The following is an 18,579-nucleotide window of genomic DNA, read 5'->3' as shown; positions in this document are numbered from 1 at the left end:
TTCTAGTGTCGAAGCCATGGACGTCGAAGCCATGGACAACGCCATGGACCCCCAGCAGAAGATCGCCTTCCTCGGGCTCGGCGGCATGGGCCTGCCGATGGCCCGCCGCCTCCTCGCCGCCGGGCACCCGCTGACGGTGTGGAACCGTACGGCCGCCAAGGCCGACACCCTGGTCGAGGCCGGCGCCGTGCGGGCCGCGACCCCCGCCGACGCCGTCCGGGACGCCGACGTGGTCCTCACGATGCTGGCCGATCCGGCGGCCGCCCTCGCCGTCGCGGACGCGATGCTTCCGGTGCTGCGCCCCGGCACGTACTGGGTCGACACCTCCACCATCGGCCCGGACACCGTCCACACCCTGACCGGCCGGCTCCCCGAGGGCGTCACGCTGATCGACGCCCCGGTCATGGGCAGCGTCGACCGGGCCGAGACGGGGGAGCTGCTGATCTTCGCGGGCGGTGACACCGCGCCGGTACGGGACGTCCTCGACCGGCTCGGGACGACCACCGAGTGCGGCGGACCGGGGACGGGTGCCGCCCTCAAGCTCGTCCTGATCAACGCGGCCATCGGCGGAGTCGCCCTGGTCGGCGAGGCCCTCGCCCTTTCCGACGCGCTCGGACTGCCCCGGGACCTCGCCCTGCGCGGCCTGGCCTCGGGCCCCCTCGCGGGCGCCGTCGCGCGGGCCACCGCGACCGGCGCGCACTTCCCGGTCGCCCTCGCGGCCAAGGACGTCGCCCTGGCCACGGCGGCGACGAAGCTCCCGGTCCTGGAGGCGGTGCACCGGGCCCTGACGGAGGACCCGGCACTCGCGGGTGAGGACCTGGCGGCCGTGGCCGGCCAGGACCCTGCCGCCGTGGCGGGCCATCACCCGGCCGCCGTCGTCCGCTCCGTGGTTCGCTAAGAGGCCGCCACCGCGATGATCGCCCGGACCTGGGCGATGATGTCCAGCCGGTTGCGTACGAACTCCGGGTCCGTGACCGTGCCCGTCGCCGGGTCCGTATTGCCCGCGCCGAACTCCAGTACCGGGGTGTGGACATGGCCGCCGGGAAGCCCGGTCAGGCCGAGGCGGTCGCGCAGCAGGGTCGCACGGTAGGCGATCTCGTTGGAGAGGTAGTTCCCGCCGCCGCCGGCACGGGCCGTGGAGCCCGGTGTCGGCCCGTCCGGGCGGGCCACGGCCTCGGTGCCGCCCGCCGGGATCTCGGTCACCGCCGTGTTGTCCCGTACCGGGAAACGCCCGGTGTCCGCCGCGACGATCGAGGCGTACGGAAGGGTCGTCGCCGTCCACTGGGGCTGCGTGGCCGGGTCGTCGACCGGCACGGTCTCCCGGCGCGCGAGGGTCTCGTTGTCGGGGAAGCCGCCCCGCCAGGCCCCGTTGAACCGCTCGATGTCGAAGCGGCCGATCCGCCCCTGGCTGACCGTGGTGAACAGGTCCACCTTCGGCAGCTGCTCCCGCAGGGTCCGCTCGACCGTCCCGTCGGCGAAGTCCTCCCAGCGGACGGGGAAGACGGCCGTCTCGATCCGCGCGAGGCTCCCGTCCACCGTACGGATCCACGTGCCGTCGAGGGCCAGCGCGGTGGCCCCGGACGGATTGCTGATCCGGACGTCCCGGTCGAGCGTGAACGGGTCGAAGCCGGTCATCAGGATCCGCTTCACGCCCTTGCCCGCCGGGAAGCGGATCGTGTCCTGGCCGCGCGAGGAGCGTTCGAGCCGGTCGAGCAGCCGGGCCCGCCCCTCCTCGCCGAGTGTGAACTCCGGCTGCCATCCGCGCAGTTCACGGGTCATGGCCAGGCGCGCCCAGTACAGCGGCCGGTCGTCGTCCTTGCTGAGGTCGCCGTGCACCCGGCGCCCCTGTGCCCGGTCCACCGCGTCGCGCCAGAGCCGCGCCCCGTGCCGTACGACCGCCCGCTCGGCCTGCTCGAACGACTCCGCGCCGTCGAGGGCGCGGGCGAACTCCGGTGCCACGGCGTCGAATCCGCCGCGCCGCAGGATCTCCTGGGGCACGGCCCGGTCGAGCCGCGCCTCCTCGATCGTGCCGACGGCCGCCGAGGCGGGGGGAGTTATCGCGACCAGCGTGGCGGTGACCAGGGCGAGGCCGAGTGAGGCATGACGTATGCGGGACAGCACGGGCGGGACCTCCGTCGCGTCGGAAACCGGCCCGCGCAGTATCCCGGCTCACCCGCAACTCCCGCTACGGTGCCCTCACTTGTCGCCCGGGTCGCCCGTGTTTCCCGCGTCGCCCGCTGGGGACCTTCCGTACAGCAGCCGCAGGAAGTCCCGGAACGCCGCCGGCATGTCCACCGCGTCCGGGTCGAGCAGCCACTGGTACTGCAGACCGTCCATCACGGCCGTCAGGATCGGCGCCGCCCGCTCCGGGGTCAGTCCGCTCGGCAGGCGCTCGCCGAACTCCAGGCGCAGGACGTTCGCCATCTCCTCGCGGACCTGGGTGTAGCGCTCGGTGAAGAACGTGCGCGCCGGATGGTCCTCGGTCACGCTCTCGCCCAGCAGGGCCGAGAAGGTCTGCACGATCCCCGGCCGCATCGCGTTGTACTCGACGAGCGAGTCGATCAGATCGAGCCGCCAGCCCTCGCGCGACCCCGCACCGCTCGTGTCCCACCGGTCGCGCTCGGCGAGGACCGCGACGAGCAGCGCCTCCTTCGTGGGGAAGTAGTGCAACAGGCCCTGCTGCGTGAGACCGACCCGCTCGGCGACGGCGCCGAGCGAGGCGCCCCGGTACCCGCGCTCGGCGATCACTTCGAGGGCCGCGCGCACGATGTCCGTGCGCCGCTCCTCGCTCCTGGCCCGCACCATCGCCGTGGCCCCCCTTTCCATGCCGGTCGCCTGCCGAAGGTCCCTTCCCCCAGGACCGTACGGCATCACAACATTACGAAACAGTAACGTAACCTACCGATCTACAGGCAACGGGTCCACCATGGGGCCGCACCCAGCACTTCAACGAGGAGGTACGGCCGTGGCGAAGATCAGCGCAGACACCGTTCGCGAGCAGGCCGTCGAGGCGGCGCTCGGCAAGCTCGACCTGGACACCAAGGCGCGGCTGCTCGCCGGCCAGGACATGTGGTCCCTGCCCGCGGTGCCCGAGATCGGACTGCGGTCGATCGTGATGTCCGACGGCCCGATCGGCGTCCGCGGGGTCCGCTGGACCGCCGACGACCCCTCCGTCGCCCTGCCGTCCCCGACCGCGCTCGCCGCCTCCTGGGACCCGGCCCTCGCCCGCCGCGCCGGCCGCCTCCTCGCCCAGGAGGCCCGCCGCAAGGGCGTCCACGTCCTCCTCGCCCCCACGGTCAACCTGCACCGCTCCCCGCTCGGCGGCCGCCACTTCGAGGCCTACAGCGAGGACCCGTACCTCACCGGCGAGATCGGCACCGGCTACGTCCAGGGCGTCCAGGACGGCGGCGTCGGCACCACGGTCAAGCACTTCGTCGCCAACGACGCCGAGACCGACCGCTTCACCGTCGACAACAAGATCGCCCCGCGCCCGCTGCGCGAGCTCTACCTCGCGCCGTTCGAGGCCATCGTCAAGAACGCCCACCCCTGGGGCATCATGACCGCGTACAACCAGGTCAACGGCGTGACGATGACCGAGCACCGCTACCTCGTGAACGAAGTCCTGCGCGGCGAGTGGGGCTTCGACGGCTACAACGTCTCCGACTGGATGGCCGCCCGCTCCACCAAGGGCGACATCGAGGGCGGCCTCGACGTCGCCATGCCCGGCCCCCAGACCGTCTACGGCGAGGCGCTCGCCGCCGCCGTCCGCGCCGGCGAGGTCGAGCAGTCGGCCGTCGACGCGGCCGTACGGAACGTGCTGCGGCTCGCCGCCCGCGTCGGCGCCCTCGAAGGCGCCCCGCCGGTCGTCACAGAGACCCCCGACACGATCGACGGCGACGCGCTCGCCCGGGAGATCGCCCGCCGCGGCTTCGTCCTCGTACGGAACGAGAACGCCGCGCTGCCCCTGGCGAGCGGCGGCACGGTCGCCCTGTCCGGCGCCGCCGCCCGCGACGCCCGGGTCCTCGGCGGCGGCTCCGCCCAGGTCTTCCCCGACCACACCGTCTCCCCGCTCGACGGCCTCACCGCCGTACTTCCCCAGGTCACCTACACCGTCGGCGCCGACCCCAGCGACGAACTCGCCCCCGCCGACCAAGGCTTCACCCTCCGCGCCGTCTGCCGCGGCGCCGACGGCGCCGTCCTCGGCGAGGGCTCGCTGCCCAATGGCCAGGTCCAGTGGATCGGCGACGACCTCCCGGCAGGCGTCACCCACGAGGCCCTCGCCTCCATCGAGATCATCGGCACGTTCACCCCGCGCGAGTCCGGCGAGCACGCCTTCGGCACCCGCGGCCTCGGCGCCTTCACCCTCCGCGTCGCCGGGGAGACCGTCTTCGACGGCGTCCAGGCGATGGGCCCGGAGACCGACCCCTTCGAGGCGTTCTTCGGCTCCCCCGTCGAGCGCGCCAAGGTCGCCCTCACCGCGGGCGAGACCGTCGAGGTGTCCCTGCTCCACCCGCTGGACAAGGAGTTCGCGGCCCCGCTACCGGCCGTCATGTTCTCCTTCGTCCACCTCGGGCCGCGCCGTGACCCCGACGAACTGATCGCCGAAGCCGTCGAGGCCGCCCGCGCCGCCGACACCGCCGTCGTGGTCGTCGCCACCACCGAGCGCGTCGAGTCCGAGGGCTTCGACCGCAAGGACCTCGCCCTGCCCGGCCGCCAGGACGACCTCGTCCGGGCCGTCGCCGCCGCCAACCCGAACACCGTCGTCGTCGTCAACGCCGGCTCCCCGGTGGCGATGCCCTGGCGCGAGGATGTCGCCGCGGTCCTGCTCAGCTGGTTCCCCGGCCAGGAGGGCGGCGCCGCGCTCGCCGACGTCCTCACCGGCGCCGCCGAGCCCGGCGGCCGGCTCCCCACCACCTGGCCCGTCGCCCTCGCCGACGTCCCCGTCACCGAGGTCACCCCCACCGACGGCGAACTCGCCTACGCCGAGGGCGTGTTCATCGGCTACCGCGCCTGGGACAAGGCCGGCGCCACCCCCGCGTACCCCTTCGGCCACGGCCTCGGCTACACGACGTGGGTCTACGACTCCCTCGAAGTCACCCCGACGGCGGCGAAGGTCCGCATCACCAACACCGGCACCCGTACCGGCCGCGAGGTCGTCCAGATCTACCTCGCGCCGCAGTCGGACAGCGTCGAGCGCCCCGCCCGCTGGCTGGCCGCCTTCGCGAGCGTCGAGGCGGGCCCCGGCGAGTCCGTCGAGACCGAGATCGCGCTGCCCCGCCGCGCTTTCGAGATCTGGGACGAGGAGAAGAACGACTGGGCCTTTGTGCCCGGTAGGTACGAGGTCAGGGCCGCGCACTCGCTCACCGACGCGCGCCTCACCGCCACGCTGGACGTCTGACCCCTGATGACCAGCCCCGGGGCGGAACCTGACAGCCGCCCCGGGGCTTCAGCGCGTGCCGAAGACGTACCGCGTCTCCGAGGCGTACACCTCACCCGGCCGGAGGACCGTCGACGGGAACTCCGGCCGGTTGGGCGAGTCCGGGAAGGCCTGCGTCTCCAGGGCGACCCCGCCCAGCTCCGGGTTCGCGTACACCTGGAGCCCGGGCTCGGTCGTGTCCACGGTCACCGTCCGCCCGGTGTCCGGCGCGTACAGCTCGGCGGCCGACGAACCGCCCTCGTCGAGGACGAAGTTGTGGTCCAGCGGGATGGACAGCGGTCTGCCGGTACGGAAGTCCAGCTCCGTGCCCGTGACCTCGGTGAACTCCCCGGTCGGGACGCCCGTCCCGTCGGTCGGCGTCCAGCGCGAGGCCGCCACCCGCAGCTCCTGCGGCCCGCCGCCCAGCTGCCAGTACGAGTGGTTCGTCAGCGCCACCACCGTGGGGGCGTCGGTCAGCGCCCGGTAGCCGATCCGCAGCGAACCGTCCGCCGTCAGCCGGTACGTCACCGAGACCTTCAGGCGGCCGGGGAAGCCCTCCTCGCCGTCCGGGCTGACCCGGGACAGCCGGACCCCGCCCGTGACCTCCTCCGCGTCCCACACCCGCTTGTCGAAGCCGCGCTCCCCGCCGTGCAGACAGTTCGGCCCGCCGTTGCGGGGGAGGCGGTACGTCGTGCCGTCCAGGGCGAAGGACCCGCCCCCGATCCGGTTGGCGTACCGCCCCACCAGAGCGCCGAAGTACGGCTCCGGGCGCTTCAGATAGCCCTCCAGATCCGGGAAGCCGAGGACCACGTCACCCGGGACACCGTCCCGGTCCGGCGTCTCGACCGACTGCACGATGCCGCCGTACGTCAGCACCCGCACCCGCACGGCGCCCCGCTGGAGCGTCCAGCGCGTCACGTCCGTACCGTCGACCGAACCGAACGGCTCGCTCGTGATCCTCGTGGTCCTCATGATCCGGAACCCTACGCGGACGGCTCCGGCGCCGTCACCTGCCGATGGGCGATCTCCGCGAGCCGCGCCTGGCCGTCCCTGCTGGGGTGGAACCAGTCCCACGGGCTCAGCTGCCCGCCGTCGAAGCGGAAGCCGAACACCGCACCGCCGTCGTACCGGCAGCGCCGGTCCTTCGCGCAGACCTCCTCCAGGACCGTGTTGTACGCCACCACCCGGTCCCGCACGAGCGTCCGGCGCCGCTCGGCCGGCGCGCTCAGATCCTCCGCGTCCGCCAGCATCGAGGCGCAGATGCCCAGCTTCCAGACCTGGCGGCCCATCGGGCTGTCCTTGCCCTGCGACCAGAGCCGCTTCAGGTCCGGCACGCTCGACACGTACACCTGCGCCTTGGGCGCGCCGGCCCGCAGCCTGGCCAGCGCCGCCTCGAAGTCCGCGCGGAACTCCTCGACCGGCGTCATCAGTTCGGCCCGGTCCCGGCAGGCGTCGTTCGCGCCCATCATGACCGTCACCAGCTCCGGCTTCCGGGCGCCCGCCCGCGCCATCTGCTCGGGGAGCTCCGCCATCCGCGCCCCGGTCCGCGCCAGGTTCCAGCTCCGCTCGGTCACCCGGTCAGCGCCGAGGAGCCGCAGCGCCAGGCTGTTGACGCCGGTGTCCGTGCCGGTCGCCCAGGACACCTCGGGGCAGTCCGCCAGGACCGAGCAGGCGTCGAAGGCGCGGGTGATGGAGTCGCCGACGGCGGCGAGGGAGGCGGGGGTGCGGTCCCAGACGGGCGTGGGCCTCGGCGTCGGTGTGGCCTTCGCCGCGCGTGGTCCGGCCGTCTCACACCCCGTCAGGGCGCCCGCGCACAGCAGCAGTGCGGCCCCCGCAGCGGCGACGGTGGTACGGATACGGCGTGTGCCGCGCATCCCTCGGCGCATCCCCCTGGCCCTCCTCCGGCGTCCGTTCGGCGTCCTGGCGAGTGAAAGCTTCGTGTCCACCGGCCCCCGGACCGACCGTACGTCACCCCAAGGGCGGTGCGGCACGGTAGCTTTTCCCCCGTCGAACCAGAGGCACCTTTGCCAATCGGCTCCGGTAAATTACATCACGTCACATACTGTCCCCTTTTCGGGGGTTTACGGACTTTACTCCCGATGCTGTTTACTGAGGCCGCTGGGAAAGGCGAACCTCGTCCCACACTGGAGGTCCCGGTGACGACACGTGGAGTCCTTTACGTTCACTCCGCACCGCGCGCGCTGTGCCCGCACGTCGAATGGGCGGTCGCGGGTGTCCTCGGTGCGAGGGTCCAGCTCGACTGGATCCGCCAGCCGGCGTCCCCCGGCACCTGGAGAGCCGAGTTCTCCTGGCAGGGCGAGACCGGCACGGCCTCCAAGCTGGCCTCCGCGCTGCGCGGCTGGCAGATGCTCCGCTTCGAAGTCACCGCGGAACCCTGCCCGACCGCCGAGGGCGAGCGCTACAGCGCCACCCCGGAACTGGGCATCTTCCACGCCGTCACCGGCATGCACGGCGACATCCTGATCCCCGAGGACCGTCTGCGGGCCGCCCTGGCCCGCTCCGTACGCGGGGAGACGGAGCTGGAGGCGGAGATCGCCAAGCTCCTCGGCAAGCCCTGGGACGACGAACTGGAGCCCTTCCGCTACGCAGGCGAGGGCGCCCCGGTCCGCTGGCTCCACCAGGTCGTCTGAGGCCGACGCGCCTTTCGGCCGCGACACGCCCGGAAGCCCAGGCCCCCGTCCGTCTTCGCCGTCCGCCGGCATACGGCTGAGGCCCACCCCCCGGCCGGGGGGTGGGCCTCAGATGTGATCCCGTGTGATCTCGGGTCAGACCGTGCGGAACGCCAGCACCACGTTGTGGCCGCCGAAGCCGAACGAGTTGTTGATCGCGGCGATCGTGCCCTGCGGCAGCTGCCGGGGCTCGTCGCGGACGATGTCCGCGTCGACGTCCGGGTCCAGGTCGTCGACGTTGATCGTCGGCGGGGCCAGGCGGTGGTGGAGCGCCAGGACCGTCGCGACGGTCTCGATGCCGCCCGCGCCGCCGAGCAGGTGACCTGTCATCGACTTCGTCGCGGAGATCGCGACGTGGTCCAGGTCCTCGCCCAGCACCTTGCGCAGCGCCTTGATCTCGGCCACGTCGCCCTGCGGGGTCGACGTCGCGTGCGCGTTGAGGTGGACGACCTCGGAAGGCTTGAGGTCCGTCGAGTCCAGCAGGTTCTGCATCGCGGCGGCGATACCCCGGCCGGTCGGCTCGGGCTGCGCGATGTGGTGGCTGTCGGCCGACAGGCCCTGGCCCAGCACCTCGCAGTAGATCCGCGCGCCGCGGGCCTTCGCGTGCTCCTCGGACTCGAGGACCACCACGCCCGCGCCCTCGCCGAGCACGAAGCCGTCACGGCCCTTGTCGTACGGACGCGAGGCCTTCGTCGGCTCGTCGTTGTTCTTGGACATCGCCATCATGTTGGCGAAGGCCGCGATCGGCAGCGGGTGGATCGCCGCCTCGGTGCCGCCGGCCACGACCACGTCGGCCCGGCCGGTACGGATCATCTCGACGGCGTAGCCGATCGCCTCGGCACCCGACGCACACGCGGAGACCGGGGTGTGCACGCCCGCCCGGGCGTTCACCTCCAGACCGACGTTGGCGGAGGGGCTGTTCGGCATCAGCATCGGCACGGTGTGCGGGGACACGCGGCGTACGCCCTTGTCCTTCAGCACGTCGTACTGGTCGAGCAGAGTCGTGACACCGCCGATGCCGGAGGCGATGACGGAGCCGAGGCGCTCGGGCGCGATGCTCTCGTCGTCACCGGCCGGGGCGGTGTAGCCCGCGTCGGCCCACGCCTCACGGGCCGCGATCAGCGCGAACTGCGCCGAGCGGTCCAGCTTGCGGGCGAGCGGGCGGGGCAGAACGTCACCCGGGTCGACCGCGGCGAGCGCCGCGATCTGGACGGGCAGTTCGGCGAATCGTTCGCCCTCGAGGGGCTTGACGCCGGAGCGTCCCGCGATCAGACCTTCCCAGGTCGATGCGGAGTCGCCACCCAGCGGTGTGGTTGCGCCGAGACCGGTGACGACCACGGTGCGATTGGTCGAGCTCACAGGAATTCTTTCTCCACGTGTGTGATGGTCGAATACGGCGCCACCGCCGGGTGGCGAACCGAATCAGCAAGGACCGAATCAGCCCTGGTGCTTCAGGATGTAGTCGGCAGCGTCGCCGACCGTCTTGAGGTTCTTGACGTCCTCGTCCGGGATCTTGACGTCGAAGCGCTCTTCGGCGGCGACAACGACCTCGACCATGGACAGCGAGTCGACGTCGAGGTCGTCCGTGAAGGACTTGTCCAGCTGGACGTCCTCGGTCGGGATGCCGGCGATCTCGTTGACGATGTCGGCGAGACCGGCGACGATCTCTTCCTGGGTGGCGGCCATGTTGGCGCTCCTTCTGTGATGTGCTGTGGAAAAGGGCTTCCGGAAGATCCGGAGTGCCTAGGGGAGAGTAACGACCGTCGCGGCGAAGACGAGACCCGCCCCGAAGCCGATGATGAGCGCCGTATCGCCGCTCTTCGCCTTGCCGGTCGCCAGGAGCCGCTCCATCGCGAGCGGGATCGAGGCGGCCGAGGTGTTGCCGGTGGTCTCGACGTCACGCGCGACCGTGACGTGCTCCGGCAGCTTGAGAGTCTTCACCATCGAGTCGATGATCCGCATGTTCGCCTGGTGCGGGATGAAGACGTCCAGGTCGTCCGCCGAGATTCCGGCGGCGTCCAGCGCCTGCTGGGCGACCTTCGCCATCTCGAAGACGGCCCAGCGGAAGACCGCCTGGCCCTCCTGCGTGATGGCGGGGAACTTGATCTCGCCCTGCTGGTTGACGGGGAGCTTGGAGACGTCGCCGCCCTGGAACTGGTCCCACGGCACCGTCTGCTTGATCGTCTCGGACTTGTCGCCCTCCGAACCCCACACCGTGGGGCCGATGTGCGGCACGTCGGAGGGGCCGACCACGACCGCGCCGGCGCCGTCGCCGAACAGGAAGGCCGTCGCGCGGTCCTCCAGGTCGGTCAGGTCGCTCAGCCGCTCGACGCCGATGACGAGTACGTACTCGGCCGAGCCCTCGACGATCATGCCCTTCGCGAGCGTCAGGCCGTAGCCGAAGCCCGCGCAGCCGGCGGAGATGTCGAACGCGGCCGGCTTGCCGGCGCCGATCTTGTCGGCGATCTCGGTGGCGACGGCCGGGGTCTGCTTGAAGTGCGAGACCGTGGAGACGATCACCGCGCCGATCTGCTCCGGGGTGACCCCGGCGTCGGCGATGGCCTTGCCGGAGGCCTCGACCGACATCGCGGTCACGGTCTCCTCGGGCGACGCCCAGTGGCGGGTGGAGATGCCGGAGCGCGAGCGGATCCACTCGTCGGACGAGTCGATCTTCTCGAGGATCACCTCGTTCGGCACAACGCGGGTGGGGCGGTAGCCGCCGACACCCAAGATGCGCGCGTACGGGGCGCCCTTGCTGGGCTTGATCTTCGACATGCTCTACGGCTCCTTCTCAGGCTGCAGTCTGCTCGGCGACGAGCGTGCGGGCCGCGTCGAGGTCGTCGGGGGTCTTCAGGGCCACGGTCTTGACGCCCGGAAGCGCGCGCTTGGCGAGACCGGTCAGCGTGCCGCCGGGGCACACCTCGATCAGCGCGGTCGCGCCCAGCTCCTTGAAGGTCTCCATGCACAGGTCCCAGCGGACCGGGTTGGCGACCTGGCCGACGAGGCGCTTGACGACCTCGCTGCCCTCCGTGACGACCTGGCCGTCCCTGTTGGAGACGTAGCGCACGGCCGGGGCGGCGACCGTCAGCTCCTTCGCGGCGGCCTCCAGCTTCGCCACCGCGGGCGCCATGTGGTGCGTGTGGAACGCGCCGGCGACCTTCAGCGCGACGACGCGGCGCACACCCTCGGGCTTGTCCGCCTCCAGGGCGGCCAGCTGCTCCAGGGTGCCCGCGGCCACGATCTGGCCGGCGCCGTTGACGTTGGCCGGCGTCAGACCGAGCTTCTCCAGGTGCGGGACGGTCACCTCGGGCTCGCCGCCGAGCAGCGCGGACATGCCGGTCTGGGTGACCGCGGCGGCCTCGGCCATCGCCAGTCCACGCGTCCGTACGAGACGCAGGGCGGCGGTGTCGTCGAGGACGCCGGCGAACGCGGCGGCGGTGATCTCACCGACGCTGTGGCCCGCGACGGCGCCGGGGGAGACGTCGCCGAGCGCGGCGGCGGAGAGGAGACCGGCGGCCACGAGCAGCGGCTGGGCCACCGCCGTGTCGCGGATCTCGTCCGCGTCCGCCTTCGTGCCGTAATGGGCGAGATCGAGCCCGATGGCCTCGGACCAGGCCGCCAAACGGTCGGCGGCACCGGGGAGTTCGAGCCAGGGAGTCAGGAAGCCGGGCGTCTGGGCGCCTTGGCCGGGAGCGACGAGTACGAGCACCCTCACACTCTCTCTTGGGGACGGCTCCCAGCGCCCGTGGGGACTAGGACGAAGAACCGTCGGGGGAATTGTTGGTGTTCGACAAAAGTCTAGGACTGTGAATCTCCGTCGGCCAAGCGCCCCAGGATGAGCGCGATCCGCAGCGTGAACGCGGAGCGGACATCGGAGGGTGACCAGCCGGTGACGTCTGTCACACGTCGAAGCCGGTAGCGCACGGTGTTCGGGTGTACGAAGAGCATCCGCGCCGCGCCTTCCAGGCTGCTCGCCTGCTCCAAGTAGACACTCAGAGTTTCCAGCAGCGCCGAGCCCGCTTCCTCCAGCGGTCTGTAGATCTCCTCCACCAGCTGCTCGCGGGCCGAAGGGTCGGAGGCGATGGCGCGCTCCGGCAGCAGATCGTCCGCGAGGACCGGCCTCGGGGCGTCCTGCCAGGCCGAACACGCCTTCAGTCCGGCGGCGGCGGCCTGCGCGGACCGGGTCGCGGCCAGCAGGTCGGGGACGACGGGGCCGGCGACGACCGGCCCGGCGGCGTACGGCCCGATCAGCGCCTTCGCCACGGCGAGCGGGTTGTCGTTGCCGCCGGCGATGACGACGAGCCGGTCGCCGAGGACGCCGGTGAGGACCTGGAGCTTGGCGTGCCGGGCGGCGCGGCGGATGGCCTCGACGGTCAGCTCGCTGTCGCCGTCGGGGGCGGTGCCGAGGACGACGCAGACGTGCTCGGGGGAGTTCCAGCCGAGCGCGGCGGCCCGCGAGACGGCGCCCTCGTCGGCCTCCCCGGAGAGGACCGCGTTGACGACGAGGGACTCCAGGCGCGCGTCCCAGGCGCCGCGGGCCTCGGCGGCCTGGGCGTAGACCTGGGCGGTCGCGAAGGCGATCTCCCGGGCGTAGACGAGGAGGGCCTCGCGGAGGATGGACTCGTCGCCGGGGGCGGCGACCTCCTCGATCGCGGCCTCCATGACCTCGATGGTGGTGCGCACCATCTCGACGGTCTGGCGCAGGGTGATGGCGCGGGTCAGCTCGCGGGGCGCGGTCCCGAAGACGTCGGTGGAGATGGCCTGCGGGGTCTCCGGATGCCGGAACCACTCGGTGAACGCGGCGATACCGGCCTGGGCGACCAGACCGATCCACGACCGGTTCTCGGGCGGCATCGCCCGGTACCACGGCAGCGTCTCGTCCATACGGGCAATGGCATTGGCGGCGAGCCGCCCGGAGGACTGTTCGAGGCGCTTCAGGGTCGCGGAGTGCGGATGAGCGGCGTTCGTCGGTTCAGACACGGACTAAGGGTGCCTCATCGGGCTACCGGGATGCGCGCCCGGTGTGGGCATTCGTTCCGCTGGGGCGGAACGGGTGGGCACACCGGACCACCGGCCGGCACCGGTCGCGCAGCGTGCACGGGGCGCCGGGGACCGGGACCGCCCTGCGGAACGTATGCCCACAACGGTGGCGACGAGGTCGTACCGTGACTCCCGTGATTCGTATCCAGCGCGCTGCGGAGCGCTACCCCGGGGGTGACCCGGCGGCCGGGATCGAGACCCGCCACGCCTTCTCCTTCGGGCGCCACTACGACCCCGACAACCTCCGCTTCGGCGCGGTGCTCGCCTGCAACGAGGAGCGGCTCGCGCCCGGCGCCGGGTTCGAGGAGCACCCGCACAGCCACACCGAGATCGTCACCTGGGTCGTCGAGGGAGAGCTGACCCACCACGACTCGGCCGCCGGCCACACGACGGTGGTCCGCCCCGGGGACGTCCAGCGGCTCAGCTCCGCGGGCGGCGTACGGCACGAGGAGCGCAACGACGGTGACGCGGAGCTGGTCTTCGTCCAGATGTGGCTCGCCCCGCTGGAACCCGGCGGCGACCCCGCGTACGAGATCGTCCGCGGCATCGCCGACTCCACGCCGTACGCCCTCCCGGAGGCGGCCGCGATGCTGCACGTCCGCCGACTGGAACCGGGGGAGCGGACGGCGGTCCCGGACGCGGACTTCGTGTACGCGCACGTGGTGCGGGGCACGGTCCGCCTGGACGGCGAGGAACTCGCCCCAGGCGACGCGGCCCGCGTCACGGATGCGGAGGACCTCGCCCTGCTCGCGACCTCGAACGCGGAGGTCCTCCTCTGGGAAATGCGGTCGGCTTAGCCCGCGCCCCCCGGTTGTGGGCATACGTTCCGCAGGGGCGATGGGGGTCCCCCCTGCTCGAGCGAAGCCGAGAGCTTGGGGGAGGGTGGGCACAACGGACGGCGCCCCTTGCCGGGCCTAGGCTCCCGTGCCTGGACGTCGCCCCCGAGCGCGGCGCCCTCGTGGTGCGGGTCACGGGGCGGAGGCACCCGCCAGGGCGCCGTCCCGTGTGCCCACCCGTCCCTCCCCCTAGGGCTTCGCCCTGGGGGGACCCCCACAGCGGGACGATTGCCCACACGGGTCAGCGGCCCGCCGCGCTCTTCGCGCGCCACCCCTCCCAGCTCACGTTCCACGCCCCGTAGCCGTTGCCCTCCGCCACCGTCCCCTTCGTGTCGCGGCCCGTGATCTCGAAGGGGTCGCCCGGGCGGACCTGGGCGTAGAACCAGGCGGCGTCGGCGTCGCTCATGCCGATGCAGCCCGAACTGCGGTTGGCGCGGCCGAAGTGCGCCGCGTTCCACGGGGCCGCGTGGGCGTACATGCCCGACCAGGTCAGCCGCATCGAGTAGTCGACCATCTTGTCGTACGCGTCGCCGAGCCCGACCGTCTCCGAGTTCATGTTGATCGTGCCCTCCTTCGCCATCAGCACCGCCGTCCCCCGCCACGACCGCTTGTCGCCGCCGGGTGTCCCGCCCGATACGGGGATCGTGCGCACGGCCCGCCCGTCGCGCTCCAGGACCAGCCTCTTGCGGTCCAGGTCCACTTTCACCACCTGCTTCACGCCACCCACCGTGAACCCGGTCCGGTAGTCCCGTACGAACCAGCCCCCGCCCGAGTCCGTCCCGTTCAGCGTCGCGTCGAGACTCACCCGCGTTCCCGGCTTCCAGTACTCCTTCGGCCGCCAGTCCACCCGGTCCTTGCCCGACCAGTCCGTCAGCCAGCCCCACGACCCGACGGTGCCGGTCGACGTCGTCACCTTGAGCTGCTTCTCCACCTCGGCCTTGTTCGTCACCGGCCGGTCGAACACGATCGACAGCGGCTGCGCGACCCCGACCGTCGTGTTCTTCCCGGGCGCCAGCTCCAGCTTGTTGACCTGCGCCGCCTCCGCCGTCGAGAACGTCGACCGGGTCGTCGTCTCCTTCCCGCCCGCCGTACGGGCCGTCGCCTCCACGCGGTACGAGGTGCCCGGCACCGCCTTCCGGTCCGAGACCCAGGACGTCCCGCCGTCCCCGGTACGGCCCGCCAGCGCACCGCCGTCCGCGTCGACGACCTTCACCGTCGTCAGCGTGCCGCCCGTGACGGTGACCGTCACGGTCCGCCCCGCGACGGGCTTCACCACGGTCACCTTCGCCGGCGACTCCGCTGCCTGGGGGCTCTCCGCGGTACGGGGGGCGCCGACCGCCCCCGCCGTACACGCGGTGAGGGAGCCGCAGAGGGCGACGGCCGCGAGCAACGGACGTATTCGAATCACGGAAGCCTCCGAAAAAGTGTGGGAATTGCCCGGACTGTAGGCCGCCGGAAGCGCCTCGGAGGCTCTGTGACAAGGGCTGGAGAGGAACGGTCATCGTCCGGTCACAGACGGACCGCGGCACGGTCAAGGACGGCTGTGAGCATCCTGTGCGCCCCACGACCGAGGGGCGGAGACAAGGAGGCTCACGTTGTGTCAGCTCTGCTCGTGACGGCCGCACCTCAGCACGCCGTACGCCTCGGCCCCGTCACCGCCGAGGCGTACCGTGCCTTCCTCGCGAGGAGCGGTGCGGGTGCCGGCTTCCTCCAACTCCCCTCCTGGGCCGACGTCAAGGACGGCTGGAGCCATCAACTCCTCGGCTGGGGGCCCGAGTACGGAGACCTCACCGGCGTCGCCCTCGTCCTGCTGCGCCCCTTCCCCGGCACCCGCAAGTACTTCGCCTACCTCCCCGAAGGGCCCGTCGCCGACTGGTCCGACCCGGACATCGACGGCTGGCTCACCCCGCTGCTCCAGCACCTGCGCGCCGCCGGGGCCTTCGCCGTACGCATCGGACCCTCGCCCGCCTTCCGCCGCTGGAACGCCGCCACCCTCAAGGCGCACACCGGACCGGGCCGCCGGCTCGCCGACGTCCTCGCCGACGAGGTCGACCCGCTCGGCACCGCCGTCGCCGAACGGCTCCGCGCCCGCGGCTGGCGCCGCTGCGGTGGGGACTCCACCAGCGGCTCCGACGGCGCCGACGCCCAGCCGCGCCACGTCTACCAGGTCCCGCTGGCCGGCCGTAGCGCCGACGACCTGTGGAACGGCCTCAACCAGGAATGGCGGCGCAACGTCCGCAAGGCCCGGAAGTCCGGTGTCGAGATCGTCGTCGGCTCGGCCGCCGACCTGCCCGACTTCTACCGGCTCCTGCGGATCACCGAGGAACGCGACGGCTTCCGGCTCGGCCGCTCCCTCGCGTACTACGAACGCCAGTACGCGGTCCTCAACGCCGAGGAACCCGGCCGGATGAAGCTCTACCTCGCCCGCCACGAGGGCGAGACCCTCGCCGCCCACACGATGATCACGGTCGGGAAGCGGGTCTGGTACCAGACCGGCGCCTCCGCCGACCACCGCCGCGAGGTCCGCCCCTCCAACGCCCTGCAGTGGCGGATGCTGCTCGACGCCCACGCGCTCGGCGCCGACGTCTACGACATGCGCGGGATACCCTCCACCCTTGACCCGGACGACCGCGCCCACGGTCTGCTGCGCTGGAAGCTCGGCACGGGCGGGCAGGCCGTCGAGACGCTGGGGGAGTGGGAGACACCGTTGGGCGGAACGACGAACCACACGCTGTACCGGGCCTTCCAGGCGTACCTGGCCCGCCGATGACGGCGACGGCCGTCGTGGAGCCGAAGCGGGGCACCCCCTCGGTGCTGCGCAGCGGCGCGGTCATGGCCGCCGGGTCGCTGGTGTCGCGCGCCACCGGGTTCGTACGGTCGGCGATCGTCGCGGCGGCGCTCGGTGTCGGGGGGATCGCCGACGGGTACGCGGTCGGCAACTCGGTCCCGACCATCGTCTACATGCTGCTCCTGGGCGGGGCCCTGAACGCGGTCTTCGTGCCCGAGCTGGTCAAGGCGGCCAAGGAGCACGAGGACGGGGGCGTCGCCTACACCGACCGTCTCCTCACGGTCTGCGTCTGCGCGCTGCTCGTGCTGACGGCGGGCGCGGTGCTCGCGGCGCCCGCGATCGTCGACGCGTACACCGACTACACCGGCGCGCGGGAGTCGATGACGGTCGCGTTCGCCCGGTACTGCCTGCCGCAGATCTTCTTCCTGGGGCTCTTCACCCTGCTCGGGCAGGTGCTCAACGCGCGGGGCCGGTTCGGCGCGATGATGTGGACGCCGGTGCTCAACAACGTCGTCGTCATCGCGGTGTTCGCGCTGTATCTGGCGACGGCGGTGGGCGGGGAGCTGACCGCAGTCGAGCTGGCGCTGCTCGGCTGGGGCACGACGGCGGGCATCGCGCTCCAGGCGCTGGCCCTTGTGCCGTCGTTGCGGGCGGCCGGCTTCCGCTGGCGCCCGCGCTTCGACTGGCGCGGCAGCGGGCTGACGGCGCCGCTGCGGTCGGCGGGCTGGCTGGTGCTCCTCGTCCTCACCAACCAGGCCGCGTACTGGGTGACGACGAGGCTCGCGACGGCGGCGGGGACGCGGGCGGAGGAGCTGGGGGCGGGCGGGGGCTTCGGCTTCGCCGCGTACAACAACGCCTATCTGCTGTGGGCCGTGCCGCACGGCATCGTCACCGTCTCGCTGGTGACGGCGCTGCTGCCGCGGATGAGCGGGGCGGCGGCGGACGGCGACCTGGCGGGGGTACGGCGGGACGTCTCGTACGGACTCCGCACGACCGCGGCGGCCGTCGTCCCGGCGGCCTGCGCGCTGTTCGCGCTCGCGGTGCCGCTGATGGGCCTGGTCTTCCAGTACGGCAGGACCGGCGCGGACGACATCCGGGCGATGGCCTGGATCCTGATGGCGTTCGCGCCGGGACTGATCGCCTTCTCGGGCCAGTACGTCTGCACCCGCGCCTTCTACGCGCTCCGCGACACCAGGACCCCCTTCCTCCTGAACCTGGTGATCGCGGCCCTCAACGCGGCCCTGTCCCTGACCGCGTACCGCCTGCTCCCCCCGACCTGGGCGGTCGCGGGCATGGCGGCCGGCTACTCACTGGCCCTGTGGACGGGCTGGGCGGCGACGGCATACGCGCTCCGGAGACGGCTGGGGGGCCGGGGTGCCCGTGGCGGGCCGGCGCGGGACGTCCCACCCGGCGCGCCCGTGACGGCGCGGGACGTCCCACCCGGCGCCTCCGTGCCCGGCCGGCCGGCCGCCGCTGACGGTGAGGGCGGGAGCCCGAGCGAGGAGCCCCGCACCGCGGGCCGCGCGGGAGGGCAGGACCGCACCGTTGATGCGCCTCGCGCGGGCCGCGCGCCCGGCGCGGCCACCGCTCTCGCGCGGCTCCTCGTGGCCGCCGTGCCCGCAGCCGGGTTCGGGCTGCTCGTCGCCGACACGACCGCCCCGGCGGGCGCGCTGCCCGCCGGTGCGGCCGGTGCGCTCGTCGTCCTCGCCGTCTTCGGCCTGTTGGCCCGCCCGCTCGGGCTCACCGATGTGCAGGCCCTGCTGACGGCCGCGGGCCACCGCCTGCGCGGCCTCACGCGATACGGCTGAC

At 72.6% G+C, this 18,579-nt stretch carries 16 protein-coding genes; 6 read left to right on the top strand and 10 right to left on the bottom strand.

From position 1 onward, the window contains the following. Positions 1-16 precede the first annotated feature (16 nt). Entirely contained in the window at positions 17-898 is an 882-nt protein-coding gene (locus ACZ4VI_RS12315; RefSeq protein WP_467999120.1) for an NAD(P)-dependent oxidoreductase, read from the top strand. Here the strand turns inward: ACZ4VI_RS12315 and ACZ4VI_RS12310 are convergent. After that, entirely contained in the window at positions 895-2,118 is a 1,224-nt protein-coding gene (locus ACZ4VI_RS12310) for a pyroglutamyl-peptidase I (RefSeq protein ID WP_467999313.1), read from the bottom strand. The genes ACZ4VI_RS12315 and ACZ4VI_RS12310 overlap by 4 nt on opposite strands. A gap of 78 nt (positions 2,119-2,196) precedes the next feature. Then, the gene (locus tag ACZ4VI_RS12305) at positions 2,197-2,805 is read right to left on the bottom strand and encodes a TetR/AcrR family transcriptional regulator (RefSeq protein WP_467999312.1); all 609 of its coding nucleotides are present in this window, start codon (positions 2,803-2,805) and stop codon (positions 2,197-2,199) included. A gap of 121 nt (positions 2,806-2,926) precedes the next feature. On the opposite strand from ACZ4VI_RS12305, the gene ACZ4VI_RS12300 reads away from it, so the two are divergent. Further along, the gene (locus tag ACZ4VI_RS12300) at positions 2,927-5,398 is read left to right on the top strand and encodes a glycoside hydrolase family 3 protein (protein WP_467999119.1); all 2,472 of its coding nucleotides are present in this window, start codon (positions 2,927-2,929) and stop codon (positions 5,396-5,398) included. 48 nt (positions 5,399-5,446) lie between these two features. Here ACZ4VI_RS12300 and ACZ4VI_RS12295 read toward each other — a convergent pair whose 3' ends face one another. Then, the gene (locus tag ACZ4VI_RS12295) at positions 5,447-6,388 is read right to left on the bottom strand and encodes an aldose epimerase family protein (RefSeq protein ID WP_467999118.1); all 942 of its coding nucleotides are present in this window, start codon (positions 6,386-6,388) and stop codon (positions 5,447-5,449) included. Positions 6,389-6,399: 11 nt separating this feature from the next. Then, positions 6,400-7,290, bottom strand: coding sequence for an SGNH/GDSL hydrolase family protein (locus ACZ4VI_RS12290; RefSeq protein ID WP_467999117.1), 891 nt, complete (start codon positions 7,288-7,290; stop codon positions 6,400-6,402). Between the two features lie 282 nt (positions 7,291-7,572). On the opposite strand from ACZ4VI_RS12290, the gene ACZ4VI_RS12285 reads away from it, so the two are divergent. Beyond that, a complete protein-coding gene (locus tag ACZ4VI_RS12285) occupies positions 7,573-8,067 on the top strand; it encodes a DUF3145 domain-containing protein (RefSeq protein WP_137989482.1) in 495 nt (164 codons plus the stop codon). A 135-nt stretch (positions 8,068-8,202) separates the two neighbouring features. On the opposite strand, the gene fabF is transcribed toward ACZ4VI_RS12285, so the two are convergent. From fabF to fasR, 5 genes are all read right to left on the bottom strand, one after another. Continuing rightward, positions 8,203-9,465 (bottom strand): beta-ketoacyl-ACP synthase II, encoded by a 1,263-nt coding sequence (gene fabF / locus ACZ4VI_RS12280; protein ID WP_467999116.1) that lies wholly within the window; start codon positions 9,463-9,465, stop codon positions 8,203-8,205. 78 nt (positions 9,466-9,543) lie between these two features. Beyond that, positions 9,544-9,792, bottom strand: a complete 249-nt coding sequence (locus ACZ4VI_RS12275) for an acyl carrier protein (protein ID WP_467999115.1) — start codon at positions 9,790-9,792, stop codon at positions 9,544-9,546. Positions 9,793-9,849: 57 nt separating this feature from the next. Then, positions 9,850-10,881, bottom strand: a complete 1,032-nt coding sequence (locus ACZ4VI_RS12270) for a beta-ketoacyl-ACP synthase 3 (protein WP_467999114.1) — start codon at positions 10,879-10,881, stop codon at positions 9,850-9,852. Positions 10,882-10,897: 16 nt separating this feature from the next. Beyond that, positions 10,898-11,815, bottom strand: a complete 918-nt coding sequence (locus ACZ4VI_RS12265) for an ACP S-malonyltransferase (protein WP_467999113.1) — start codon at positions 11,813-11,815, stop codon at positions 10,898-10,900. A gap of 89 nt (positions 11,816-11,904) precedes the next feature. Then, positions 11,905-13,086, bottom strand: a complete 1,182-nt coding sequence (fasR, locus tag ACZ4VI_RS12260; RefSeq protein ID WP_467999112.1) for a fatty acid biosynthesis transcriptional regulator FasR — start codon at positions 13,084-13,086, stop codon at positions 11,905-11,907. 194 nt (positions 13,087-13,280) lie between these two features. On the opposite strand from fasR, the gene ACZ4VI_RS12255 reads away from it, so the two are divergent. Beyond that, positions 13,281-13,943, top strand: coding sequence for a pirin family protein (locus tag ACZ4VI_RS12255; protein WP_467999111.1), 663 nt, complete (start codon positions 13,281-13,283; stop codon positions 13,941-13,943). A 280-nt stretch (positions 13,944-14,223) separates the two neighbouring features. On the opposite strand, the gene ACZ4VI_RS12250 is transcribed toward ACZ4VI_RS12255, so the two are convergent. Next, entirely contained in the window at positions 14,224-15,390 is a 1,167-nt protein-coding gene (locus ACZ4VI_RS12250) for a L,D-transpeptidase (protein ID WP_467999110.1), read from the bottom strand. 189 nt (positions 15,391-15,579) lie between these two features. Between ACZ4VI_RS12250 and ACZ4VI_RS12245 the strand changes: the two genes are divergently transcribed. Together ACZ4VI_RS12245 and murJ are read left to right on the top strand one after the other, a co-directional pair. Continuing rightward, entirely contained in the window at positions 15,580-16,752 is a 1,173-nt protein-coding gene (locus ACZ4VI_RS12245) for a lipid II:glycine glycyltransferase FemX (RefSeq protein WP_467999109.1), read from the top strand. Further along, a complete protein-coding gene (murJ, locus tag ACZ4VI_RS12240; RefSeq protein ID WP_467999108.1) occupies positions 16,749-18,578 on the top strand; it encodes a murein biosynthesis integral membrane protein MurJ in 1,830 nt (609 codons plus the stop codon). The genes ACZ4VI_RS12245 and murJ overlap by 4 nt, the downstream gene beginning before the upstream one ends. Position 18,579: the final 1 nt, after the last annotated feature.

It is taken from the genome of Streptomyces sp. NPDC029169, assembly GCF_055563935.1.
Note: the sequence above shows the minus strand (reverse complement) of the source record. Positions and strands in the feature narration are given on the sequence as shown.